The 26,594-nt window shown below is 51.1% G+C and carries 20 protein-coding genes; 8 read left to right on the top strand and 12 right to left on the bottom strand.

Annotated elements, in window-relative coordinates:
* Positions 1-50: 50 nt before the first annotated feature.
* From DFP98_RS29535 to DFP98_RS29525, 3 genes are all read right to left on the bottom strand, one after another.
* Positions 51-896, bottom strand: a complete 846-nt coding sequence (locus tag DFP98_RS29535; protein WP_116064225.1) for a carbohydrate ABC transporter permease — start codon at positions 894-896, stop codon at positions 51-53.
* Positions 893-1,786, bottom strand: coding sequence for a carbohydrate ABC transporter permease (locus DFP98_RS29530; protein WP_116064224.1), 894 nt, complete (start codon positions 1,784-1,786; stop codon positions 893-895). Before DFP98_RS29530 ends, DFP98_RS29535 begins: the two co-directional genes overlap by 4 nt.
* Before the next feature lie 72 nt (positions 1,787-1,858).
* The gene (locus tag DFP98_RS29525; protein WP_181918015.1) at positions 1,859-3,184 is read right to left on the bottom strand and encodes an ABC transporter substrate-binding protein; all 1,326 of its coding nucleotides are present in this window, start codon (positions 3,182-3,184) and stop codon (positions 1,859-1,861) included.
* 220 nt (positions 3,185-3,404) lie between these two features.
* Here DFP98_RS29525 and DFP98_RS29520 point away from each other — a divergent pair, with 220 nt between their 5' ends.
* From DFP98_RS29520 to DFP98_RS29505, 4 genes are all read left to right on the top strand, one after another.
* Positions 3,405-5,228, top strand: a complete 1,824-nt coding sequence (locus DFP98_RS29520; RefSeq protein WP_147310294.1) for a sensor histidine kinase — start codon at positions 3,405-3,407, stop codon at positions 5,226-5,228.
* Entirely contained in the window at positions 5,221-6,519 is a 1,299-nt protein-coding gene (locus DFP98_RS29515) for a response regulator (protein WP_116064221.1), read from the top strand. Before DFP98_RS29520 ends, DFP98_RS29515 begins: the two co-directional genes overlap by 8 nt.
* A gap of 139 nt (positions 6,520-6,658) precedes the next feature.
* The gene (locus DFP98_RS29510; protein WP_116064220.1) at positions 6,659-7,342 is read left to right on the top strand and encodes a GntR family transcriptional regulator; all 684 of its coding nucleotides are present in this window, start codon (positions 6,659-6,661) and stop codon (positions 7,340-7,342) included.
* Between the two features lies 1 nt (position 7,343).
* A complete protein-coding gene (locus DFP98_RS29505; protein ID WP_116064219.1) occupies positions 7,344-8,384 on the top strand; it encodes a DUF6786 family protein in 1,041 nt (346 codons plus the stop codon).
* Between the two features lie 89 nt (positions 8,385-8,473).
* On the opposite strand, the gene DFP98_RS29500 is transcribed toward DFP98_RS29505, so the two are convergent.
* Positions 8,474-9,370 carry a helix-turn-helix domain-containing protein gene (locus DFP98_RS29500; RefSeq protein ID WP_116064218.1) on the bottom strand — a complete coding sequence of 299 codons (897 nt, stop codon included), beginning with the start codon at positions 9,368-9,370 and terminating at the stop codon, positions 8,474-8,476.
* A gap of 141 nt (positions 9,371-9,511) precedes the next feature.
* Between DFP98_RS29500 and DFP98_RS29495 the strand changes: the two genes are divergently transcribed.
* The gene (locus DFP98_RS29495) at positions 9,512-12,703 is read left to right on the top strand and encodes a hypothetical protein (RefSeq protein WP_116064217.1); all 3,192 of its coding nucleotides are present in this window, start codon (positions 9,512-9,514) and stop codon (positions 12,701-12,703) included.
* A 386-nt stretch (positions 12,704-13,089) separates the two neighbouring features.
* On the opposite strand, the gene DFP98_RS29490 is transcribed toward DFP98_RS29495, so the two are convergent.
* The 8 genes from DFP98_RS29490 to DFP98_RS29455 form a co-directional block, all read right to left on the bottom strand.
* Positions 13,090-14,145 carry a Gfo/Idh/MocA family protein gene (locus DFP98_RS29490; protein WP_116064216.1) on the bottom strand — a complete coding sequence of 352 codons (1,056 nt, stop codon included), beginning with the start codon at positions 14,143-14,145 and terminating at the stop codon, positions 13,090-13,092.
* A gap of 207 nt (positions 14,146-14,352) precedes the next feature.
* Entirely contained in the window at positions 14,353-15,342 is a 990-nt protein-coding gene (locus DFP98_RS29485) for a Gfo/Idh/MocA family protein (protein WP_181918014.1), read from the bottom strand.
* Between the two features lie 25 nt (positions 15,343-15,367).
* Positions 15,368-16,282 (bottom strand): nitrilase-related carbon-nitrogen hydrolase, encoded by a 915-nt coding sequence (locus DFP98_RS29480; protein ID WP_246016865.1) that lies wholly within the window; start codon positions 16,280-16,282, stop codon positions 15,368-15,370.
* 24 nt (positions 16,283-16,306) lie between these two features.
* Entirely contained in the window at positions 16,307-17,131 is an 825-nt protein-coding gene (locus DFP98_RS29475) for a carbohydrate ABC transporter permease (protein ID WP_116064213.1), read from the bottom strand.
* Positions 17,128-18,057: a carbohydrate ABC transporter permease gene (locus DFP98_RS29470; protein WP_116064212.1), complete on the bottom strand. Its 930-nt coding sequence runs from the start codon at positions 18,055-18,057 to the stop codon at positions 17,128-17,130. Before DFP98_RS29470 ends, DFP98_RS29475 begins: the two co-directional genes overlap by 4 nt.
* A gap of 82 nt (positions 18,058-18,139) precedes the next feature.
* Entirely contained in the window at positions 18,140-19,591 is a 1,452-nt protein-coding gene (locus DFP98_RS29465) for an ABC transporter substrate-binding protein (protein ID WP_181918012.1), read from the bottom strand.
* Between the two features lie 493 nt (positions 19,592-20,084).
* Positions 20,085-21,014, bottom strand: a complete 930-nt coding sequence (locus DFP98_RS29460; RefSeq protein WP_181918011.1) for a Gfo/Idh/MocA family protein — start codon at positions 21,012-21,014, stop codon at positions 20,085-20,087.
* A complete protein-coding gene (locus DFP98_RS29455) occupies positions 21,011-22,318 on the bottom strand; it encodes an enolase-like domain-containing protein (protein ID WP_116064209.1) in 1,308 nt (435 codons plus the stop codon). Before DFP98_RS29455 ends, DFP98_RS29460 begins: the two co-directional genes overlap by 4 nt.
* Positions 22,319-22,553: 235 nt before the next feature.
* Between DFP98_RS29455 and DFP98_RS29450 the strand changes: the two genes are divergently transcribed.
* From DFP98_RS29450 to DFP98_RS29440, 3 genes are all read left to right on the top strand, one after another.
* Positions 22,554-23,945, top strand: a complete 1,392-nt coding sequence (locus DFP98_RS29450; RefSeq protein ID WP_116064208.1) for an extracellular solute-binding protein — start codon at positions 22,554-22,556, stop codon at positions 23,943-23,945.
* Between the two features lie 192 nt (positions 23,946-24,137).
* Positions 24,138-25,244, top strand: coding sequence for an alanine racemase (locus tag DFP98_RS29445; protein ID WP_147310293.1), 1,107 nt, complete (start codon positions 24,138-24,140; stop codon positions 25,242-25,244).
* 27 nt (positions 25,245-25,271) lie between these two features.
* A complete protein-coding gene (locus tag DFP98_RS29440) occupies positions 25,272-26,591 on the top strand; it encodes a M20 family metallopeptidase (protein ID WP_116064206.1) in 1,320 nt (439 codons plus the stop codon).
* Positions 26,592-26,594: the final 3 nt, after the last annotated feature.

Below are 26,594 nucleotides of genomic sequence, written 5' to 3'. Positions count from 1 at the left end.
GATGGAGAATGTACTCGCTAACATTCGCTAACCCGTACCGCCTTGCTCGTTCAACCTTTTAATGCTCCTGCGGTAATTCCGCGGATGAAAAACCTTTGCACAGACAGAAACAGGACAACCATCGGGACAATCGAAATGAGCAGACCTGCGAACATGTTCGGCCAATGGACGTGATACTGACCTTTGAAGGCGTACGTAACGACCGTTAAAGTCACCTTGTCCGGCTTTTGCAGAAAGAGCAGCGCCATCGTAAACTCGTTCCACAGACTAAGGATCATTAATACAGTAATCGTCGCCGTCGCCGGCTTTAGCAAAGGGAAAACAATGCTGAAAAAAATCCGATATCGGCCGTATCCGTCCATAAGTGCAGCCTCTTCCAGCTCATAGGGGACGGTTTTGATGAATCCGCTGTAAAAGAAGATCGGGAACGAAAGGAAGATACCCCCGTACACGAGAACCAATCCCATACCTTGATTCATCAGCCCCAGCCACATGACTTCCTTATACAGCGTAATCATCGCCAATTGATACGGAATCATCAGTCCCGCGAGAAAGAAGAAGTACATGAACTTATACAGTCTTGTCTTCTGCCTGGCGATCGGATAAGCCGCAAGCGATGAAACGAGAATAACCAACACGATGGACGCGAGTGTAATCCACGCGCTGTTGAACAGCGGCTGATAAAACTTCAGGTTGTAGATGGCGTTCTTCAAATTGTCCAGCGTAAAGTCGGAGGCGCCGGGCAAGCCGAAAGGGCGAGCGGCCATTCCCTCTCTCGTCTTGAACGCATCCGCGATCATAAGGAAAACGGGATAAAACGAACATGCTCCCACTGCGATCAGCAGCAGCTCCAGCGATAAATAATATTTTTTCAGTCCGGTTGCGCTTCTGCTCATGATTCCACCTCTCTCCCTCTCAGAAATTTCGTCAAGAGATTGGAGACAAGCAGGATGACGACGAACAAGACGACGGCAACGGCGGAGCCGTATCCGAATTCGGCCATTCCGCTGAACGCTTTGCGAAATAAAATGCTGGCGAACGTCTCCGTCGCGTATCCGGGCCCGCCGCCGGTCGTCGCGTAAATGACGTCGAAGGTTTTCATGCCCCCGATGACGCACAGGACCACGTTGATCGTAATGGCAGGACCGATTAGCGGGAAGGTGATGTGCTTGAACTTCTGCGCATAATTGGCTCCGTCGATCGAAGCCGCTTCGTAATACGTCTCCGAAATGCTCTGCAATCCGGACAAATAGATGACCATTGAGTACCCGGCGTTCTGCCAAATCAGGATCACGATTATCGCGTACAACGCGGTATCCGGGTTGCCCAGCCAGTCTTGCGCCAGCGAGGACAGACCGATGCTTCTCAGCAATGCGTTGATTACGCCGTCGACGGGATTGTATAGGTAGCTCCAAATAAACCCGACCGCGAGCGTGCTCATGACGGCCGGAAGGAAGAAAACCGTCCGCAGCAGGTTGCGCGATTTGATGTTTCCATTCAGCGCTTCCGCCAGAGCTAGAGCCAAGACGTTCTGAAGCACGGTTACGATCACAACGAGAATAACGGTGTTTTTGATTGCGCTCAGCAGCGCCTCATCCTCGAAAATGCGGATATAATTGCGAAAACCTACGAAGTCGATGTTTTTGGAAAGGCCCGCCCAATCCGTAAAGCTGTAATACAAACTCCCCGCCGAAGGATAGATAAAAAAAGCGCCGTACAAAATGAGCGCGGGGATCAAAAATGTGAACCAAGTCATCGAGGTGGTTATGCGTCTGTTCAATTTCAAGTTCTGCCTCCTTACTGAAAATGCAGCTTCGCTCAAGTCAAGACCGGAACGAAGCTGCACCTGAAACTCCCGTTATTTTTGCAGCGATTTGGCTTGCTCGACCGCTTTGTCCATCGCGACAAGGATATCGTCTACCGTACCTTTGCCGGCGTAGACCTCTTGGAACGTCTTCATGAACGCATCCGACACGCCCGGCGGCCATCCCGCGTTGGCGAACTGCCAAGTTTTCGTCTTGGCCAAGTACTCGGTCATATCGTTCTGAACGGGATCGAAATCGTTGGTGACTCCCTCGATCGTGGAGATCGACTTGGCTTCGTCCGTCCAAGCTTGCGCATAAGCTTTGTCGGCCCATGCCGCCAAATACTTCTTGCCCTCTTCCAGGTTTTTGCTGGAGCTGGACAGCGCCATAATCTGTCCGACGTTTAAGGCCATCCAATTCTCCTCGCCCGGCTCGTTGCCCGGGAACGGGAACATACCCAGCTCCAAGTCCGGATTAGCCGCTCTCGCCACGCTGACTCCGAACGTTCCGTTAATGGTCATGGCCGCTTCGCCGCGAGCGAACATTTCGACGCTCTGCTGGTCGCCCACGCCTAATGCGTTTTCGGTGAAATAGCCTTTCTCTTTCAGCTCGAACGGAATGCCGAGCGCCCTCTTCCAGCCGTCGGAGTTGAACTGCGTCTCTCCCGTCAGCAGTCCGGCGTCGAACTTTTGGTTTTTGGCGTACACCGAGGTCGGCGCGATCTGGAACGGCAGGAACAGAGTCAGATAGGAATCCTTGATGCCGTAAGAAATCGGAGTGATGTTTTTGGCTTTCAGCGCTTCGCACACTTGCAGGAACTCCTCGTAATTCGTCGGCACCGACAAGCCGTTGTCGGCAAAAATCTTCTTGTTGTACAACACGACGAGGGACACAAGATCGTAGGGAATGCCGTATACTTTGCCGTCGATTTTGGCTCCGTCGAGCGCCCCCGGCAAAATGTTCTGCACGAAAGCCTCGTTCGTCAAATCCGCGACGAAGCCGTTCTCTACCTGCGCGATCAGCTCGGTCGCTCCCATCGCCGTCGTAATAATATCCGGCGGATCTCCGCTCAGCAGCTTGGTTTGCAGCATATTGAAATATTGATCGGAGGCGATGTTGTTCACCTCGATCTTAACGTTCGGATGCTCCGATTCGTATTTTTGCTTGAAGAGGTCATACCCTTTGCCCACATCCGGCACGCGCCAGGTTAAGTGAGTGAGCGTGACCGATTTGGCCGGCTCCTTGTCGGTCGCGGCCGCGGAGGACGCGGGCTGACTAGACGAAGGACTGGCTGCGTTTTCATTTTTCCCGTTGCCGCAAGCGGCAAGAACGGATAAGGCGAGCAAGCTGACTGCGGCCGATTTTATTGTCTTTTTCATGAACGGACCCCTTCCTACTCTATCGCGATTAGTTTGGCTATTTTTCAACGGCGCCATTGAAGAACGAGTCCAACTGCTCTTAGTATAGAATCAAACAGAGCATTAATTAAGAATCAAACTTTACCGATCGATGGGTAATATTTTTACTGCAAATCTCGAAGGCTGTGGTATATTGCTTGCATAAAGCCGTAGAAAATGACGACTCGGGGTGGCGAATTCCGTGAAGAATGGGCTCAACTGGCTGTTGAATCGATCGCGAAACATAGGTCTAATACGAAAATTTATTTTGTTTTATCTGTTCACTATTTTTATCCCCGTCATTATCATCTATTACGTTTCCTATACGAACACCGTTAACCTGATCAAGCGAGAGATCCAAACCTCGTTGTCCGGCATGACCGTTCAAGTGAACAACAATCTGGAGGACTGGCTGATGAAAATAGACGGCATGACGTCGACTATGTATTCGTCCGTGCTGTTCAATACGCTTAGCAAGGATAAATACGGGCCCGATTCCCTGGAATTCGTTCAGGACCACCGGGAGTTCGATAAGTTTTTCATGTACGTCCTGACGCAGTCCAACGACATCGCAAGCATCTTCGTCTTTACGAAAAACAAAAACTTGTTTTACAAGTCTTATGCAGGAGCCATCAAATCGAACTACGACCCGGAGGAAGAAGACTGGTACTCCCGGACGCTGAACAATAAGGGAAAAACGACGTTTTTCGGCCTGCACCGGTCTTGGCTTCTCTCCAACGGATCGAGCGACGTCTTCTCGTTCGCCAGGGAGATCCGCAATATCGAGGGGGAGCATCTGGGCGTGCTGCTCGTCGATATCAAGCTCGATTCCATCGGTCGGTTAATTGGCAGAGCGGCGGATTCGTACGACAGCAAATTTCTTGTCATCGATAATAACGGCAGCTTGATCTATCGCGATCGGGATATCGAATTTCAAGAAGACGACCAATCCCTGCTGGACCGGATCGCAAGCTCCGACGACCAGCCTGCCAAGGTGGTCGTGAACAGTCGCCCGGTTCACTTGACCACCCAAACCTCCGCCATCTCCGGCTGGAAAATCGTCAGCGTGACGCCGGATGAATCGATCAACAAGCATACGTTGAATTTGTCCGTATTTTACGGAGTGATCACCGTCGTTTCGATCTTCATCTTCTCGTTCATGCTGCTTCTGCTTTATTTGACGATTTACAGGCCGATCTACAGATTAAACCTTTCCATGAAAAAGGTAGAGGCCGGAGATTTCAACGTACAGGTGCTCGGCCGCTCCAAAGACGAGATCGGGCAGTTAAACACCAGCTTTAATCAGATGGTCAGCAAAGTCAACGAATTGATCGAAAGCGAATACAAAGCGACGATTCTGCGCAAGGATGCGGAATTCAAGGCTCTGCAGGCTCAGATCAATCCCCATTTTCTGTATAATACTTTGCAATTGATCAGCAGCATCGCCGTCGTCAAGAAGGTTCCCGAGATCGACCACGCTTCCCGGTCGCTCGGATATATGCTAAGGTATAGCATAAAAACAAAGGGAGACTTCGTCCCCTTCGAGCAAGAGCTGGAGCATGTCAAAAGCTATTTGGACATCCAGAGCATCCGTCTGGAAGACGAGGTTCGGATTAAGGTGCAGATGTCGGAGGAGCTTAAGGCCTACGGAATCGTTAAGCTTGTGCTTCAGCCGATCATCGAGAATTCGTTCCGGCACGGTCTGGATAAGAGACGGGGCGCCGGAACGGTGGAGCTGCTCGGCCGGCTTACCCACGACGACAAGATCGAGATCGCAATCCGGGACAACGGCGCGGGCATGGATCAGGATACGCTCGACCGGTTGCGCCGCTCATTGGGACATGCCGATGTTCCTGCACTTTCAAACGGTAAGGAAAGCATCGGGATTCTCAACGTCGATGCCAGACTAAAGCTGTTTTATGGAGCAAACTATCGCTTAAGCATTCGGAGCGCTCCCGGCGAAGGCACGGAGGTCGTGCTTCTCATCCCGGCGGTCAGACATCAAGGAGGCTGGAACGATGTATAAAATCATGCTCGTCGACGACGAAGTCTGGGTGCGCAGATCGCTGAAGGAACAGATTCGCTGGAACTTTCTGAAGGCCGAGCTCGTCGGAGAAGCTTCCGATGGAGAAAGCGCCTATCGCATGGCGTTGGAGCTTAAGCCGGACGTGATTCTGACCGATATTAAAATGCCTCTGATGAACGGCATTGAATTCATGGAACGCATTAACGCCGACCTGCCGCACCTCAAAATTATCGTCATCAGCGGACATGCCGAATTCGAATGGATTCGACAGGCGATGGTCCATCGAGCCGTCAACTATATCTTAAAGCCGATCGGAGAGCAGGATCTTAACCAATCGCTGTCCGCAGCCATTCGCGACATCGAGAAGCTGCGGATGGAGCGCGAGGAGCAGCTTCAATTAAAAGGAGCCTTGAATCAAAGCTTGCCCGCGCTTAAAGAGCAGTATCTCAACGCTATGCTCACCGAGCAACAGGTTACCTCGGCCCGCTTCCAAAGGCTGATGGCCCAGCTTAATCTTCGCGTCGAGTGCCATGCCTTCCACATGGCCGTCGTCCATATTCGCCATTACGACCGTTTGGCCGAGGAGAAATTCGAAGGCGACGACCAGCTGCTCTACTATGCCATCGACAACATCATTGGCATGCTGCGCTTCGACTCGATCTCGCTCTTGTCCTTCCGCAGTTCCGCCGCCAAAAACGAGCAAATATTGTTTATCGGTTATCTGCCGGGAACTTCGCCTAACGCCTGCGCCGACTATGCCGAAGAAGCCGTTGGCCAAGTACGATCGAGCTTGAAGAGCGCTCTGAACGCGGATACTTGCGCCGGAATCGGCAAGGGCTATTTCCAACCGGAGGATATTCCTAATTCCTTTTTGGAAGCCGCTCATGCCCTGAAATACGCCAAATCCGGGAACGGACCGGAGACGATATTTTTCGACGAGATCAAGAAAAAAGAAAAAGATCCGAAAGACGATCTGGTCGAAAACGTCGCCGCTTATATTAAAGAAAACTTCAAAGAACAAATCACGCTGGAGAGCGTCGCGCAGCGCTTTGCCGTTAATGCGTCCTATCTCAGCCGTATTTTCAAAAGCGAGTCCGGGGAAAATTTCATCGATTACGTAACGAGACTGCGCATCGAGAAGGCCAGCAAGCTGATGCTGAATCCGCACCTCAAAACCTACGAAATCGCCGAAATCGTCGGCTACGAGAACACCAACTACTTCAGCAAAGTGTTCAAAAAAGCGGTCGGATTCACCCCGACGGAGTATCGTGAGAGGTTTATGGAGAAATAGCGGGAATCGCTCTCTTCAGTTGTCAACAATCGACTTTCACCAATCATTTGTTGAAGATGCACACGCATTCCTCTATAATGGCGATAACAGAAGGCTTGATACGGACGAAGCCAACCTTCCTTAAGGAGTTTAGCCAGCCATGGACACTTTTCAATTCAAAAGCCAAGAAAACCTCTCCCTGCGCCAACGCGTGCTGAACGATATTCGCAGCGCGATTATCGGCGGGCATTTGAAGCCGGGAGACAAGCTGAAGGAGCTGGACATTTCCAAGCAAATGTCGATCAGCCGCGGACCTATCCGCGAAGCTTTGCGGGATTTGGAGGCGCTGGGGCTTGTCGTCAGCTCTCCCTATCGGGAAACGACGGTCGCCGACGTTCGGAAGGAGGAGGTCACGGAGCTGTTGATTCCGATTCGTCTGAAGCTGGAGCTGTTCGCCTTGAAATACAGCGGTGCCAAACGAGACGAAGCTTTCTACGGCAAGCTTGAGCAGATCGTTGAGCGGATGAAGGAATTCGCGGCAGACGGAGACTTGCCCGCGCTGGTGGAAGAGGACATTCAATTTCACGAGCAGCTCCTCTCTCTGGACGATTCTTCCTATACGCTGCAGATTTGGTCGGGCATCGTCAACCGGTTGCGCCTGCATTTCATTAAGAATACGAGTCGTTTCGACGATCTGCGCAAGGTCGCCGACGATCATGCCGCACTGCTGTCCGCGCTCCGCGGCGGCTCCGAGGAGAAGATCGAGGCGCTCTGGACGCAGCATATTCAGGACGAGGATTGTTTGCTTTGTTTTATCGATGAATCCGAGGGCGAGGGCAAATAGAATGAAGAAATACGAACCGCATGGGGACGATCCGACCGTCTTGCTCTCCAACGGGCAAGGCGGTCTACTGCTGATTCGGGAGCAAGGCGCCCGGGCCTTGGCCTTATGGGCCAACAAACAGGAGGAATCCGCCTTCTGGCGCGCCGACGGAGTCCCGCTTCCGGAGCTCTCTTGGAATGTGGGCGGTGACCGCACCTGGATCAGCCCGGAACGGGATTACTACATGGACGATTCCGGACAATATGCCGTTCCCGCACAGCTTGACCCGGGCAAATGGAAGGTTGCTCAATCCTCCGACTCCCTGGTCGCCGTAAGCATGGACTGCGAGCTGCTTCATGGCCCTTCCGGCCGAACCGTCCTTCTGCATTTGGAAAAGCAGTTCACTTTAGCGCCTAATCCTTATGCTGTGAACTCGGGTTCGTCGTCTCGGATGGACGAATCCGTCTCCTATATCGGATATGAAGTTCATACCCATATGTCTCTAACTCCCGGCGCTTCGCGCTCCGGTGCGAAAGACGATTCCGCTCCCGGGTTCTGCAACCTATGGAGCGTGATGCAGGTTCCGCCCAGGGGCCGCATCCTTGTCCCGAGCTACGGACCCGTCGGCCCTCGGACGATGTTCTCCCAAGCGGATACGGTTGATACGGAGCTTACGCCCCATGGCTTCCGCATCCCGTGCGAAGGCGCTCACAGCTTTAAGCTGTCGGTCGACGCGCTGTCTTCAACGGGCAGATTCGGTTATTTGCGTCGCTTGGACGATAACAGAAGCAGTCTCGTCGTTCGTCAATTTACCGTTCATCCCTCCGGCATCTATCCGGATTATCCTCCCGACGATCCCCAATACAAGGGATCTTGCATGCAATTTTATTACGACGGCGGCCAGTTGGGTCATTTCGCCGAGCTTGAATATCACTCGCCCGCATTAAGCATCGACGCTCCCGGTTCGTCGTCGGACGTGTCGCGAGTTTATTATTTCATCGGCCCTCATGAGAACATCGAGCAAATCTCTCAAGATATGCTGGGCTTGCGTTATGGTGTTTAAATGACAAGGTGCAGGAAGTCGAGACGACTCCTGCACCCGCAAAAAAACTCTAATCGAATAGACCCATCTTTAAATCTTCGCGCTGTCGGTTAGCGATGATTTTCGATTCTCGCTTTGACGGATCTGGCGTAGGCTGTCGGCGTCATGCCCGTCGAGCGCTTGAAATGGCGCGAGAAATAATGGATGCTGCTATAGCCCAGCTTTTCGGCAATCTCCGTATAATTGTATTGCTCCTCGCGGATCAGAATTTTGGCCCTCTCTATTTTCAGCCGATTAAAGTATTCCATCACTCCGCAACCGGTTGTCACCTTAAACGTTCGTAGAAGCTGCGATCGACCGACCGTAAAATTATTATAAACCTCTTTAAGAGATAAGCTTTTGTGCAGCGTTAGGTTCATGAATTGGATAATTTGATTGGTCAGATCGGAATCCTTTTTTTCATTCATCGTTGACGCCAGCTTGGAAAGGGAATCGGTTTTCCGCAATCTGCGCGCGAAGTGAATCAACAGCGTCTCTAAATATAGCTTAACTAACTGTTGGCTCCCGAATAGCGAGTCCTTCTTTGCTTTCATTTCTTTTTTATAAGGTTTATCCAGACGCGGAGTGAGCGCATTATACCCCTCGTTAACTAGTTGAGTAAGCAATCTTCGCTCCTGCTCGTTGACGCTGAATCTCTTGTTTTCGAATATTTTCATCGCTTCCGAATCGCAGTCGAAAGTAATAATGATCAAATTAGGCGGAAATTTGGCATTCGAGTTGCCGGAATGAAATTCATTCGGTTTATAAAAGACAATTTCTCCTTGCTTGACGGAAAATTCGCCGCTGTCCGACCGGACGTCGATTTCCCCCTTATCCACGTAAACGAACTCCCAAAAGTTATGTTTCTCCCCTTTGGTGACATAGGATCCGGGCAATTCATAGTAGTGAAAAGTAATAATCTGGTTAATGACGATCTCTTCGTTAAGTTTCACTCGCTTGTAGGCCATACAGATCGTCTCCCTTAACGCGATAGTATAAAAAAATCGGATGGAATGACAAAGATCGTTCACGATGCTGCCCTTATTATAATAAATAACCTCACGAATTTACACAGAAGGAACGAATAACATGAATGGAGGAAAATAGAAATGAAAACATGGCTTAAGAGGATCGCTTGTTACGGAACGGCCTTTACTCTCTTTGTCGGATTGTTGCCTATCGGCACCCGGCAAGCTCTCGCTTCGGAGCCGAATACGGCTCTTAATCCCGGATTCGAAACCGATGTCGATGCGAACGGGGTGCCGGATGGTTGGGATTATACTTTACTCAACGGAGGTACGGCCTCTTTAGTCACATCCGTAGCCTATTCGGGAAGCCGCTCCGTTAAACTATCCGGCTCCTCCTCGCTCAGCCGCTCCTTTGTCAATCTGTGGTACGTATCCGCAACGGAAAACACCCGATATACGATGTCCTCATGGATTAAAACCAACAACGTGACTGCCGGCTTTGCCGGTCTTGAGCTCGTCTTCTACAATAGCTCGCATCAAGCGCTTGCTTCGGTGAGGGTTCCCGCCGCCCAAGGTACGCACGATTGGCAAAAAGTCGAGACCTCATGGATTTCTCCGCCGGGCACGGCATCGTACGCCTTCCGTACCGCACTCGATTTCGGTTCTGGGGACCTGTGGGTCGATTCCGTGTCCTCCTTCGTATCGGATGCACAAAATCTATTGTTGAACGGCAATTTGGAAGCGGATACAGATAATAATTCCGTCCCGGACGGATATGATTACTCCACGGACTCCGGCGGCTCGGGGGCGCTCGTAACGGCGGAAAAATATCAGGGACAAAGGTCCGTGCGGCTTCAAGGCTCATCTACCTCCAGTCGTTCGTTTGCCTCCCAGTGGTACTTGCCCGCTCAGGAGTACCAAGAATATCAGTTTAAGGCGATGCTGAAAACGAGCGGAGTCGTACTGGCGAGCAGTACGGGATTTGTCGGATTAGAACTCGCTTTCTACGATGAAGCCCATCAACTGCTCCAATTCATACGCCAGCCCGCCAATGCCGGAACGCATGATTGGGAGCAAATAAGCGTGTCCAAGAAAGCCCCGGCAGATACGGCTTATTTTTCATTCCGCATGGTGCTTGATCATGCGAGCGGAAGCGCATGGTTCGATGCAGCCGAAGCGGTATGCTTGGTTAGCGGCAACCTATTGCTGAATGGATCTCTCGAGCGCGACACCAATTTCGATTCTATTGCGGACAATTGGGATTATACGCTTCTGGATGGCGGAACAGCCGCTACCTCAACCACTGTATACCGCGAAGGCGCAGGCTCGGTCCGCTTGTCCGGAGTTACCCCCAGCAGCCGCGCAGCCGTTAACCAATGGTCGATTCCCGTCGAGGGCGGTGCCTTCTATCGCTTTTCGATCGAGCATAAAACCTCCTCCGTATCCGCTCAATTCATCGGCTTCGAGCTTGGCGTCTACAACTCCAGCCGTCAGGTCATAGACAACCGGCGCTTCTCCGGTGCGCCGGGCACCCACGATTGGCAGGAAATCGCGGTGAATTTGAAGCTTCCGGACAATGCGGCGTACGTTGCCTTCAGACCATTCCTGGATTTCGGTTCGGGCAGTGTGTGGTTCGACAACGCTCGCATCGTCAAGCTGACGGAACAGCCGAGTCCAGTCATTCTCCCGCTTTCCGGTCTATTTCAAGGAACGCCCCAGGATACGTTGACGCTGGAGATCAAAAACTCCGGCAACACGCGAGCGCTGTTAGACACCTTCGCATTGCTTGGAAAAACGCTAACCGTATCAAGCCATTCTCAGCTAACCGACGGCAGCTCATCCTATAACTACGCGCTCGCCGGAGATCTCGCTTTCGATACCGCCTCCGGAGCTATCGCTCTCGATAATTACGGTACCGGCACAATCCATATATCCGGAACGTTCACCGCCGATCCCGGAGCATTGGTAACTCCGATTGTCCTTCATGAGAAGAAGAGCGGTTCAACGATTGCTTACAAGCTGCTTAATCGCGGATACGGCACACTCCAGGATTCGACGGTATGGGAAATTGGCCAGTCCATTGTTAGCAGCGCTGAGCTATTCGACAGCCATCTGGATACGCTATTGTCCGGCTCGATGTGGGAAACTTCCCATTCGTACTGGCCGACCGATCCGCAGAATGCGGACACGAACAGCATTACGGGCATCTACCGGATATATGCCGCGCTGTATGACGTCACTCGCAATAAGGATTATTTGGACAAAGCCTACCTCGCAGCCGAGCAATTATTGAACACCCAACAAGCCAACGGAGGCTGGGTGCTCCCATGGGATTACACAAGCTTTGGCGCGCTGCGTCCCAAAACGATGACGAATGCCGTTAATACCCAACAGGCTATACTCGGTTTATATGAAGCTTATTTGCGGTTCGGCAAGCCCGAGTATCTTGACGCCATTTTGGCGGGCAAGGATTACATGCTGACGAATCCCGGCACCAAATACGTTTGGCTCGATGCGGCTCATACCCGCGGTACGGTTCCTTACTATGACATGCTCGATGTTACGATTAACGGAGTCGTCGGACCGGCCATCGAAATCTATAATGTAGACGCCACGGCTCTGCACATCCTCGGTCTCATTTACGATCTGACCTCGGATGCCGACTTGCTGCCTTATATGGACGGTTTAATCAATAATCTGAAAGCGGTCCAATCCGATTCCGGCAGTTGGCCGTACGGTTGGAGGCTCATCGGAGAAACGCCGGCCGCGTACAATTATGTTCAATCTCTGGACTTGGCTGCCTATAACAAGAAGTTTGGAAATAGCGATGTCGATGATATGCTGCTGAAAGTGCTTGGGGATCTCGGTAACCGGTACACGGATTTCCCCGTGCTGAAGAAGGAACTTGCCGATATAGCCGATCTTGATTTTACGGATAATCTGCTCACGTATATTTCTTCTAAGCTCGCTTTGCAAAATGTCGACGGTTCGTTCCCGGGCGACACTCGTGCGGGAACCGCCTTTATGTATTTCATCATGAACGCTCTAACCGAGGCCGGTTACAAGGATCCTCAGGCGTTAAACGAAGTGTTAATGGACATTCCGGACAGCGCTTTCGACACAACGCCTGCGACGCGCCGATCCAATCTGTCGACTGCGATCGGGCAGGTCCTAAGCAAAGCGACAAGCCATAATTTCAGCGGCGCCGTCGCGCAAATCGATAGCCAACTGCTCCCGAGCATCGATCTATGGATTACGGATGTCGCCCACCATGACGATATTGAAGCTGTCGTAAATATCGTTCGGAATCAGTTCATGGCGGAAGTTTATTAAGTGAAAGGAAGGGGATGTCCCATAAGGCAAGCAAGTTGCTTGGAAAGATAAGCGATGGTAAAGGTGCCAGAGGGATGGATCTCCTTCCGCTGCTATACGCTCCTGAAATTTGTTAAACCCGTAAAAGGTGATTTCAGGAGCGTATGAGCGGCCTGCAGGCTAATCATGATTCACGCGGACCTATTTGTGCACATTCGTTTACGCCCTACCAAGAGCCCCCGCGAGGGAAGCTAGTCGGAAAATCGTACAACGTAGCTCGAATCAGGCTTAAATGGTAGATGTTTGTCCGAAAAATCGTATAAAGCAACTCAGATCAGGCGCAATCGACGGACGTTTGTCCGAAAAATCGTACAAAGCGACCAAATCAAGGGCTGTATGTTGCCCCCTCACTCTATCCCTATCTCGCTTAAACCAAGTCCTCTTAAATCCGCTATCGTGCCGACACTCTCGGCATCGTACAATTTCCAGATGACTTTTAAGCCCTGCAGGCTGATATCGCCATTCGTTAGCGGCAGCTTCCGGTCGCGGACGCATTCGAGAAAATGCATAATCTCGAACTGCGTTTGCTTGCCCGCTTCCTTCTCCTCCATCAGAATTTGCACCTCGGAGGTCGTATCCGTCGAAGCCCGCTCTTCTTTCATTTGCGAATGAAGATAAAGCTTGCCTTCGCCGCGGTTATATTCCAACATCCCTTCCGTGCAGTGGATGTGAATGCTATATCCTAAGCGACTGCCACGAGCGCCCCAGGTTCCCATGTGATAGCCGAGAACCCCGTTCTCGAATTCAATAACGACGTTGCTTGTCCCTTCCTTCTCCATCCAAGGCGTGCCGAAGTTGGTGCCGAAGTGCGTGCCTTTAATCGGCTTGCCGAGGAACCAAAGCATCAAATCTACGTAATGACAGCCATGGCTGAAAAACTGCCCACCCCCCAACCTTTTGGCGATTGTAGCCCAATGTCCCTCTGGGGGATGGGTCAGCTGCTCTGTCCAAACCGACATTTGGAACACGTCACCGTAGGTTTTGGCCTCGATCAGCTCCTTCATCTTTTGCACGATCGGCCAGAAACGGACAGGGTAAGCCGTCATTAGCGTTAAGTTCCGTTCTTTGGATACGCGTATCAGTTCCTCGCACTCCTCCTGCGTGTTGGCAAGAGGCTTCTCCATCAAAACATGTTTGTCCGCTTCGAGACAAACGATCCCGACCTCATAATGCAAATCATGGGGCAGAGCGATTAATACGGCATCCACATAATCAAGCAAATCGCGATAATCCGTTACGGCGATCGCCTTAGGCAGCTTAGCTTGTAACAGATTTGCCTGTTTAATATCGATATCGCATACAGCGGTCACTTCCATCACTTCCGTCAGCTCCAGAAGTCCGTTAACATGCGCATCCGCCGTCATTCCGCCGCACCCGATAATTCCCATACGTAATTTAGTCATTGATGATCTCTCTCCCACTGTGAATTAATTTGTGTTTATAAACCCATCATACGGCGTTCCCGGCAAATGATATTTATCAGAGCATCCGTTTAATTTGCACAATCGTGTTGCACATTCGTCTCGTAAAAAGACGCGAAATTGGGGCATGGTTAAACAAGCCGGATGACGCGGCAATCCGGCCTTTATCCAAATGCTATCGGCAATTCCTTAGACATACTGCTCTACGATTTCCTCGATTTTCTCCGGCTTCCCGCTCTTCAAAGATTCAATCGCCTGCAAGACCATCAGCGTAGAATACAATCCGTCCACATGATCGATCGGCGGAGGCGTATCGTCGACTAGACATTTCTCAAACGCTCGGTTTTCTTCCAGAAATCCGGATTCGGATCCCTCATAAACTACCGTCTCTTTCCCGTCTTCCGCATATGTCAGCTTGGTTAGACGATCGGAGATCGTAATGGATTTATGCTCGGCGAACAGTTGCATGAAAAACTTGCTCGTAACCGGAGGACAGCTGCAATCGCCTTGAATGAGCGTTCCGGCCGCCCCATTGTTAAAACGGAATACGGCTGTCAGATTGTCGATAACGCCGCTCTGCTGATAATAATTTCCTCCGGCCGCATACACTTCCTTAGGGTTGCTTCCGGCAACGAAACGCAGAACGTCTGTTGAATGACAGCCCTGGCTTAGCACGTTTCCTCCGCCCTTAACCGGATCGTTAGGCCAAATCCCTTCTCCCCAGCGGCTATCCATCATTTGCATAACGACCATAATCGGCTGCGGAATCAATTCCTTCGCTTTCCAGAGCATGTTGTAATAGCGCATTTTATACGCCGTAAACAGCTTTCTTCCTGTCGCTTTAACCGTCTCTCCGATACGAACGCAATCCTCAACCGTCATCGCCATCGGCTTTTCTACAAGGACATGCTTCCCCGCCTGCAGAGCACGAATACATAAATCCGCATGCGTATCGTGCTGTGTAGTTACGTAGATCACCTCGATTTCCGTATCGCCTAGAAGATCTTCTACATCTGTCGTTGCCAGCTTGCCGCCAAACTGCTCGAGAAGCTTCTGCGCGCTTGGCCTATGGACGTCGCAATAAGCGACCGTCTCCATATGCTCCAATTCTTTAATACACTCCGCATGCGTTCTGCCCAGAGCGCCGCAACCGATAATTCCTACTTTAAACGAGCTCATTACGGTCATCTCCCTTCCTCGCCTTCTATGGGTGATACGATCTAGAACGTGCCAGATAATCGTCCAATTTTTCGATTTCAAACTCGCGAACGAGATCCTCCGCCGAGAATTCCTCCGTCTCGCTGGATAGCAGAACCGAGCCCAAGTAGCCCGGATCCGTAACCCGGACTTTCTTGCCGTATTTCTGCCTGATCGCTTCAAGCTTGCTGCGGTTATAATCCAGATGCGCAACCGCGCAATCCAAATTAATCGTCGCGCTGACGAAATCATAATAGCTGGACGTCGAGCTTGTCACCTGCCCGACTGGGGACACGATCGAGCTCGGCAGTCCGCCCGCTATCGCCCCTACAAAGTAAGCGCGGCAGGAATAAGCCCAATATTGCTGCATGAAACCGCCGTGAAACATCGATGGAAACACGATAAGATCCGGCATGTCCCGGACATATTTCAATCTAAGCTCGTCGAAATTCAGATCGAAGCAGATCGCGAACGCCACGCGACCGAAATCGCATTCGAAAACCGGCGCTTCTTCTCCGCATTGAATAAGGTTCTCCTCTACTTCGATGATCACGGGATGATTCTTGTTGTATACGCCCGCCACATCGCCGTTCCGGTCTAACAACTGAACGGAATTCCGCCACTTGTCATCCGATTCCAGCCGAATGGAAGGATAAGCAATGTAACACTCGTTCTGCTTAGCAATTACAGACAAAGCATCCCTTATTCGATTACCGCGTACGCGATAGTATCCTTGCAGAACTTCTCCAGCTAACCCCGAAGGCATATCGCAGCACTCCGGCAGTACGATCAAATCCGGTTGATCCGGCAGCACCTGTTGAATCTTCTGCAGGAGATAATGTTCGATTTGCAGAACGATCGCCTCTAGATCCGCCCCCGCGTCCGCAACCCCATAGTGGAAATTAAACGTGCTGACCGTCACCTTTTTCAAAGCAGCCACCCCCTTTTACGCTTTAACTGCCCCGGCGGACAAGCCTTTAATGTAATATTTCTGCAGGAAACCGAAACAAAGCAAGATCGGAACGATCGATATTAACGCCCCCGCCATTAGAACATTCCATTGCCGGAATACGCCGGAATCGAGCAGCATGACTCCGATCGGCAACGTAAACAAGCTTTGATCGCTGAGAATGACCATCGGAAGAATCAAGCTGTTCCATGAGCCTAGAAAATTAATCGCGGTAAGCGTCGCAAGAATGGGTACCGAGAGCGGCAAATAAATTTGAAGCAAGGTGCGCATAATGCCTGCTCCCTCCATCTTGGCCGATTCGAACAATTCATGGGGAATGCTGCGAAAATAGTTGCGAAACAGGAAGATCGCCATCGGCGCCGCGCCATTAATGGAGGGCAGAATTAAGCCGATATACGTATTCAAAATGCCTAAATAATTTTCCGTCAAATAGAGCGGCACCATGACCGTAATTCCCGGGACGAACATCATTCCGAGAAAGAGGACGAACAGCGCATTGTTGCCCGGAAAACGCAGCTTCGCAAAGGCGAAAGCAGCCATAGAGTAGAGCACGTTAATGCCGATCAGCGTGGATAGCGTCACAATAACGCTGTTCCAGAAGTAAGAGAAGAAATTCAGTCGGTTCCACACTTCCGCGTAGGTTTCCCAATGCCATTTTCCTTGCGGGAACAGCGAAAAAGTACTCATGACATCCATCGGAGCTTTCAGCGAAGCGCCTACCATCCATAGCAAAGGATAAAGACAGAGGAAGCTCCATAGCAGGAGAAGGCCGTAAAGGGCGCCCGTCTTGGCTTTGGTCAATGCGATTCCTCTCCCTTCTTATCCCCGAATAGCTTCAAGCTAATCAAAGACAATATAAACGTCAGCATGAACATCGTCCAGCCCATTGCATTCGCGACGCCCATATTCCCATCCTGGAAAAAGGCCTGTTGGTAGACGAGTACGTTAACGACTTGCGTTGCGCCAGCCGGACCGCCTTTGGTCATGACCCAAATCTGGTCGAAAACTTGCAGAGCCACGTTCAGATTCATGATCATCACGATAACCGTGATCGGCTTGAGAACCGGCCACGTAATTCGGACCAGCTTCTGCCAAGCGTTGGCACCGTCAATATCGGCCGCTTCATACAAGTGCGTGTCCACGGCTTGCAGTCCTGCAAAATACAGGATCAGGCTATGCGGAAGCGCCCCCCATACGATCGTAACGATAATTGCCGGTAAAGCGGTATGCATTTCCCCGATCCAACCGTTCTTCGCGATCCAGGAATCAAGGCCGATGGAAGCCAACAATTGGTTAATGGAGCCGGTCGGATCATATAAGCCTTGCCAAACGTAATAGATCGCCACGGAAGAAGTGACCATAGGCAGAAGGAATATCGTCCGAAACAGACGTACGCCTCTCGTGGCTTTCTCCAATAACACCGCAATAATCAGCGCCAGAGGAATGACGATAACCACCATGGCGAACGCAATCCACAAATTGTTGACGATCGCTTGTCGGAAAAATCCGGATAAAATGTAGTTGCCGCCCGACAAGAAGTCTTTGAAATTATCCAATCCGACAAACTTGGCATTCCAGATTAGCTGCCCTTGCGGCAAACTAAAGAAGGATAGCACGATTGAAAAAAGAACCGTAAACAAACCGATGACGATAAATAACCCAACAGCCGGAGCAATCAGTAAATACCCTGCCAGCGCTTCCCGCCTTGCGGCTTTCCGATAATTCATCTCTTCCTCCCATCCGCAAGACAGAAAAGAAGGGGCGCATCCCCCTCTTTTCTCCTTGATCCAATTGCGTTATGGATATTTGTTAAGGATTTGCTTTTTTGTAGGCCGCCGCAGCCTTATCGTATTCGGCAGCCGCTGCTTCGGCCGTGCTGGATCCGAGCATGATCTTAACCATGCCCTCGCTAAACACTTTCCAGTCCTCTTTGAAAACCTGCTGCCAGATCAGCGGATTTTCCGACCACCAGTTGCTCTCGCTGCTGAGCGATGAAGCCATAGCTTGAATGGAAGGATTAAGCTTGCTTCCGTCTTTAATCTGCACCGCAGGTAAATCGTATGCATGGTTCGCGTACAGAACTTGGCCTTCCTCCGAAGTCAGGAATTTAACGAATTCGATTGCCGCTTCCTTGTTGGGGCCTTCATTATTGACAACCATTTGCACAAGCGGGAACGGGGATACCGTCGCATCCGGAAAGACCGAGCCCTCGAAAGCAGGAACTCTGAAGCTGAACACATCGTCCGGATTCATGCCGATTGCGGTAAGGTTGGCAAAGGTGAACGTACCTCCCAGACTGAACGCCGCCTTGCCTTGAGCGAACGCTTGATCCGCCGGATCGATATCCAAGGAAGCCGCCCCAGGCAGCAATAAACCGTCCTTCGTTAAATCTTCGATGAATTTCAGCGCCCACATGTGCTTGGGATCGGACAATTTTTCTTCTCTATTCATGAACTTGGTGAAAGATTCTTCGCCGTTTTTCATATAGTCGACCAGGTTAAGGAACCATGCATTGTAGACACCGCCGACGTTGCCTGCGAATACGAATCCCGGAGTACCCGTTTTTTCCTTGACCGTTTTCATCATGGAAACCCATTCTTCGAACGTAGCAGGCTCTTTCGCTTCCAAACCGGCCTGCTCTACAATCTTCTTGTTGCCATAGATCATATAAAACGCACCTACGTCAATTGGAATGCCGTAGACTTGACCGGGCTTTGTCGCTTTTGGCCACGCGCTGGCCTTTTCGTCCTTTGCCCATGCATCGATATTGGCTTGAGCAACCGTAATGCCGGACAGCGCTGCCGGAAGAAATCCATTTTTCCACGCCTCGTCCTTGCTTAGCTCGCCGCTCCATTCGTATGCCTTACCGTCAAATGCGCGATACGCAGGAGAAGCGTCCGTCGCCCAGATGTCCGGCAAGCTTCCTGCTGCAGCGGAAGCAATAAGCTTCTGGCTATACGCCGCGTCCGGAGTTGTCGTTTGGGTTTCGACCGTAATGCCGGTTTTTTGTTTGAACGCTTCCGCTACCGCCTTAAAGCCGGGATCGAATGAAACCTTCCAATGCGATAAAGTCAGCTTCACGTCGCTTTTAGGTGAAGCGCTTTCGTTTTGCTCGTTAGTGGACTCGGGAGACGCGGACGCGTTACTCGGCGAGGATACGCCGTTGTTTCCGTTGTTGCTTCCGCAAGCGGCAAGAGCGAACACCGTAAAAAGACTTGCAATAGTTGCGAACCTTTTGATTCGTAGATTTGCTTTGTTCATGACTCGACACACCCTCCAAGTATAATTTGGACTTCGCATAGCCGATTGCATCTTCCAATTTCTGCATGACTCCCTCTACATTTCTCGCCCCTCTTATGACATCCATAATGACACAAAAGGTAATGGTTATTTCTATCTCAAATCATATCGCTTAATCCTTTTGCTAGCTTTATCAATACTTCCGTTTTTTTTGCACTATCGTTTCAATGTAAACGTACAAAAAGGGGCTTTCTCATAAGTAAATAGTCGTACGAAAAAGATGATCGATAGAGAAGTTTGTCGTGCATGTATCTCCCTACGATGCTATACGATCCTGAAATCCGAATGGTAAACCCGTGATAAGGTAATTTCAGGAACGTATGAGGCAGTCTCCAGGAGATACATGCACTTCTTCTTAATCGATCATCTTGTACGACCCTACTTATGGGACAGCCCCTCTCCATGCTACGATTTTGGGGCGTTGCAATTCGCAATCAGGCTTTGTCGGTCCCTGTTATTTGTTCTCAGAAAATACCAAAGACTTATAGTATTTGGAAAAAGCCACCCCGTCGTATCCGATAAAGTCCGCCGGGATCCCATCCAACCGAACAAGCTTCCCTCCCTGTTGTGCGGACAGGATCGCGGCGATTGCCGCCATTTCCGTCTCTGCGAGCTCTTCGAACGACACAGGCGCCGGTGCTTCCCCCGCCAAATACGGAAGTACGGACTCCAATAGCGCTTGATACAACCGACTGTTATCAACGGCAATATGATCTACTTGTTTTTGCGTAACCAGTGTCGCGTAGAAGGGCAAATACCCGGCTGTTTTCCCGATGTTAACGATCCCCTGTCTGCCGTCTTTCCAAGTCAGTTCGATCTGCCGCTGCACGTTCTCCCCCAAATAACGCACGGATTCGATCCCCGGTCCGAGCAACCCTTGAAGCATCGAATAAGCGTGAACGCCATAGTTGAATTCGTCTACCGCACAGCCGACAAACCCGTATACCCATTCCTCGGCTGGGATTTTCCGCTCTTTCCATTCCTTAACCTCGTTGCAATACCGCAACGCCGAACCTCCGGTAACGACCGCGCCCTGCTTGGCCCATTCAATCATACGTCGCAAGTCCCCGACATTCCCGGCCATCGGCTTGTCGATGAATACGGCTTTGCCGGCTTCAACGAAAGGTCGTGCATGACGCACGTGCAAATCCCAATTGCAGCTATGGATGAATACCGCATCTACCCGGTCGGCCAATTCCTCCAGCGATTCACAAGCATGGTCAATCTGATGTTCTCGGGCAAACGTTTCGGCGTATCCAGACGGATAGACCGTCCCGCTATCGAATACACCGGTCACTTCATGCCCCAAGCCGCGAATCAAAGGAACGAAGCTTCCCGGATGGGAAGTATCCAAGTCTACAAGACCTATCTTTAGCGATTTCATTCCGATTGATCTCCTTTGCCATATAGCCATTTTTCGTAATAAGGACTGATCTCCAGCGCGCCGCCCTTAGCTGCATAAAAGCTCTCGTCCAACCTAAAGATGCCTTCATGGGACTCGGTCCATGATGCACCCGCATTAGGATGCCAGCTCTTCATTCGATCCCAGTCGCGATAATTTTGACGTCCGTTCATTTCAATCGCGCCTATCTTTAATTCCGGCAGGGGAGAGAGATAGGAAGCCAACGTTTTGTTCCAATCCGCCAATACCGGGTTAGCGGTCAGATCGGCGCAAAAACAAGGAATGCCCCGATCGCGCGCATGCTTGGCTACCTTCAGGCTTACGCTCATCGTCTTCGCGACAGGCTTAAGTGCAATTGCGCCGTACCCCATATCGATTCTTATCCGTGCATTCCGTTCGTCGTGTACACTCTCATCAGCCGCTAACCGTACGGGCACATCGGAGACGTCGATTTCATCTGCCTCATCGAAAGGCTCCTCTACCAGCACGATCCGCTCCAAAGCGCCGATCCGATCCGCATGCTCCAGGAAACGCAGCATGCGCTCCTTTCCGTCGTATCTGCCGTTCGCATCCAGATAATAAGCGATTTTCCCGTTCCGGGTGTAAGTCGTTTCATAACGCGATGCAATGTCATGGATATGCGACAACCGTTGTTGGTCCCATGCCAGCATTTTGTCTTGATCGCCGTCGCGGTCAGGATCGGCTCCGATTTTGATCTTCAGAAGGAAATACCCTTCCCTCAGAATCTGCTCAATCGATTCCTCCGATAATCCGTAGCCAACGACCGGAATGTTTGCGAGCTCCTGCTGCCTCTCCGATAACGCGGGTCGATACTCATCCGGTACCAGTTCCTCGAAGCTCTTCCCTTTCCCTCTGCTGTACAACCCCCAAGCAGCTTGGTCAACGGCAACTAGCGCATTCAAAGCGAATGTGGCGCGAAGATCGGAAATTCCGGTCGATTTCCGGCCATACTCATACACATCCGGAAACAAACGGTCTATAAGCTCAAGCGGCGTATGAAATTTCGCATCGCTCGCAAGCTTTAATGCATATTGAGTTAAATCCGCCATATGCCGATTCCCTGTCGCTTCGCCGTAATGCATGAACACCCGCGGGTCCGACCATAACACGCTTTGAACGCCAACTCCAATACCCAGAGTCCCGTCTTGCGCTCGTAGACCCACGACAGACTGCCACAGCTCCGTTAAGTAGTCGCCTTTAAAACCAAAAGGCGACAGCAGCGGCTCCTTCATAATGCCATGTTCTGTTTCGCTGATCCGAATCATGATAACGGTATTCCCTCCAAGTTTTATTCACAAAAGCTCCAATCTGCTGTACATAAATCAAATTATACGAAACAAATTTCATTACCTGCTGTATAAACCATCTTATATTACATCAAGAATTTAGCAAAACAATTACTAGAGTGTCAACAAACACTTTCCCCTCCCCCAATCTGCTGTACAACCATTTAAATATGCTTTACGATGTACATTAACGATAGAGGAAAGGTTGGGTCTCATGGATAATCCTCGCTTTCAGACGGGTCGCAAGTCCTTTCAACTCCGCCTGCAGCATATGGTCGACAGTTTGCGTTCCGACATTCTATATGGCGTTTATCCCCCCGGACAATTACTGCCCTCTGAACTGTTACTCACGGAGCAGTACGGGCTAAGCAACAAATCGGTTCGGAAAGGGCTCGACATCCTGGTTAGCGAAGGGCTAATCGTCAAAGTCGACCGGGTTGGCAGTCGCGTAACGGACAATATCCCCGTTGCTCCGGTATCCGTTTCATTCGGGTACAGCTCTTCGATCGAGCGGGATTTCAGTCTGTCGGCGCTTCTGGACGATTTTCACAGCTTACATCGATCGATCCGAATTAAAGCCATGCCTTTGCGTTCTACCGTCGATTATATAAAAGCGGTGGAAGAATATATGGATAACGGCCTGCTCGACACCTTTACGCTTAACAACCTTGACTTCCAGCAATTGCTTGAAGACGGGTATGCGCAATCGTTGAATCCTATGGGTCCGGAAGCTCAGTCATACCGTTTTGCTCAGGAAGCTTTCATCGACGAGCAGCAACTATTGGCCAAGCCAGTCGTGTTTTCCCCGCTGGTGCTTGCTTATAATCGCTCTCATTTTCAAGAAAACCATGTTCCGGAGCCCGACGGCAGCTGGACATGGGAAGATGTGGTCAAACACGCGTCCGCTCTTGCCGTGCCGGGAGTTCGACACGGCTTGTACTTCTATCTGTTGTCGGACAATCGTTGGCCCGCCTTTTTGCTCCAAAGCTGCATGCGCTTTGAACCGAGCGTTAACGGAACATTCCAACTAGACGGCTCCCGATTGATGGAAAGCATTCGCCTTTGCAAACGATTGATTACCAGCCACGACTTATTCCCGCGCTATTTATCCGAGAACAGCGACGACGTTAACGAACTTTTTGCGCAAGGGAAAGTATCTATGATTCTGACGAATTACATGGCCATCAACGACTTCAAAGAAATGAATATCGACTACGACCTCTCCCCCATCCCCTTTATGTATGAGCCGCGCTCGCTCTTGAACGTGATCGGGATCGCGATCAACCGCAACTCGAAGCAGCTCCAAGCATCGAAGTGTTTCGCCGACTATTTAACCTCGCCCAGGGCGCAGTCGATTCTGCGTAATCGTTCGCTCAGCTTGCCTGCGTTAAAGTCGGCGGCGGAAGCTCCTTTGGAATCAGGCGACAGCCTTAACCGCCCTGCCCGGTTTTTCCTGTTCCGTGAAATCATGTTTTCCTATCGCACGCATCAGGAGCTGAACTTGCCAATGTCCTCTTTCTACGCGCTAAAGAATCTCCTGAAGCAATACTGGTCCGATTTAATCGATGAACAAACGTTATGCGACCATATGGAACGTTTAATATAGGGGCGGACTGTCGGGAATTTCTCGACAGTCCGCCTTATCTTTATTGCAAGGCATACTCCTTGGGCGTCATCCCGAATCAAGCTGGGGAGAACTTGAACTTTTGTATTTACAAACGACTAGCCGTCAGTTACCATTCATAATAATAAAACATTAGTTTTGGTAGATGAAACCACTTTGAGAGGTCGGGTAAACGTGCGACAACATCGACAACCGTGGGCCGAGCTGGAAACCCCTGCCGTAGTGGTCGATCTCGACGTTCTGGATCGAAACTTAAGGCATACTGCGGAATTGGCGCGCCAAGCCGGCGTTAAGCTGCGGCCGCATTTCAAGACGCACAAGAGCGTTTGGATTGCACAGGAACAAATGCGCTACGGCGCGTGCGGGATTACGGTAGCCAAGCTGGGAGAAGCCGAGGTGTTGGCGGATGCGGGCATAGCCGACTTTCTCGTCGCTTTTCCGATCGTTGGCGAAGCTAAGCTCGGAAGATTAGCCCGGCTGATGGAACGCGCTAACGTTATTGTCAGCACCGATAATGTACAAGTGGCGCAAGGGCTGTCCGATTTGGGCGGTTCGCTCGGCAAAGTTATTAAGCTCTATATCGACGTCAATACCGGATTGAACCGCTGCGGGAAAGAACCGGGCGAGGAAACGGCACAGCTCGTACAGGAAATCGCCAAGCTCCCCCATGTACGAGTGATTGGGTTAATGACGCACGGCGGATTCGCTTATGGCAAGAAAACGCCGGAACAAGTACGGGAAGCCGCCCGTGTAGAAGCGGAAGGACTTGTCCGCACTAAGCAGTTGCTTGCGCAATCGGGAATTCATATCGAAGAGATTAGCGTCGGTTCGACTCCAACCTCCAAGTACATTGCAGATGTCGAGGGGGTGACCGAAATTCGCCCGGGAGCTTACGTATTCGGGGACATCGCACAGCTCGCGATTGGCGTTATTACGCCTGAAGAATGCGCCATGCACGTAGTAGCCACAGTCGTCAGCACTCCGCGTAAGGGAACCGTTATCGTCGATGCCGGTTCGAAAACCTTCAGCAGCGACGTCAGCGCGCATGTGCCGGGATACGGTACCTCTCGCGATTTCGCGGGCGTTTATGTAGAGAAGCTAAGCGAAGAACACGGCAACGTGCACGTGCCGGAAGGCATTGAATTCGAGATCGGCGACCAACTGGTATTCCTGCCGAACCATTGCTGCACGACGACCAACCTTCACAACGAGCTTCAAGGCGTTCGCGAAAACAAGGTCGACCGTATGATCGCCGTCGATGCTCGGGGCAAGATTCGTTAACTCTACTAACAAGGATGCGTGAGCCCTATGAACCGCGAAGAACTATCTCTAGCGATTAACCAGTGGATGAAAGATAACGGAACGGAAGCGATTGCGCTAGCATCCAAGCTCGTGCAAATCGAAAGTGTCAACCATCCTCCTACTGGCCATGAAGCGGAGTACCAATTGTACTTCGCGGAATGGATGAGAGCGCAGAATGCCGAGGTCGATTTGTACGATCTTGCCGATGTGCCCGGATTGCGGGAACATACCGCTTATATGAGTACTCGCAATTACGACAATCGTCCGAATGTGGTCGGAAAATTTTTCGGCGCAGGTGCGGGGCGTTCTTTGATGTTCTCCGGACATGCGGATACCGTATATGAAGGGACCGAAGCTTGGACCCATCCCCCCTTCTCGGGGACGGTAGATTCCGGCAAATTATACGGCCGGGGCTCTTACGATATGAAAGGCGGCATGGCTGCCGCATTGATGGCGGTCAAATGTCTGCAAGACCTTAACATTCCGATAGCAGGAAACGTATACGTCGAAAGCGTCGTGGACGAAGAACACGGAGGCGCCAACGGCACTCTGGCCGGACGTCTTCGCGGTCCGAATCCGGACATGGCGATCATTCCGGAGCCGTCGAACATGAGAGTGTATCCGGCTCATCTTGGCGGCGGAATCTGGAAGGCTACCTTTACCGGCAGAAGCGGAATCGCTTTCGCGGGCGAAGAATTGATTAGCGCGCTAGAAGCGACGATTGAGTTCGCCAATCTGTTGCGCGCCTACAACGATTATCGGCATGAAACACTGGAGATCCCTTCATGGTGGCAAGACGGCCGAAAAGCCGAAATAAATCTTCTTACCTTATTTTCCGGAGACGTATCTCGCGAACTGCAAGAAAAGCTTCCCCAAACAGGAGAAATCAATTTCTGGATAGAAGGTTATCCGGGCATGACCGGAGAGGGCATTATTGCGGATCTATGGGCGTTCTACGAAGCGCAGCTTCCGAAGTATCCGTTGCTGCAAAAATGCAAACCACAGATTAAACCGTTAATCCGCTATTTATCAGCCAGCGAAATGAAGAACGACGACAATACCGCCAAGTTTCTGGAGTTAATCGCGGATTCCGGCGCCAAGGCGCTTGGCCAATCGCCGGAACCTCCGACAGGCTCGCCTTTTGCCTGCGACGGCTTTATGTTTAACTTGTACAGCGATACTCCCGCTCTCGTTCTCGGCCCAAGCGGCGGCAACGCGCACGGCGCGGACGAATTTCTCGATATCGCTTCTTATGAAGCGCTTATTCGGTGGTACGCCGAAATCATCGTCGACTGGTGCGGAGTTTCGGGAGACGGGGAGGTTTAGCAA

The sequence above is a fragment of the Cohnella phaseoli genome (assembly GCF_003386235.1).
GTDB lineage: Bacteria > Bacillota > Bacilli > Paenibacillales > Paenibacillaceae > Cohnella > Cohnella phaseoli.
This window is presented reverse-complemented; position numbering and strand designations above follow the sequence as displayed.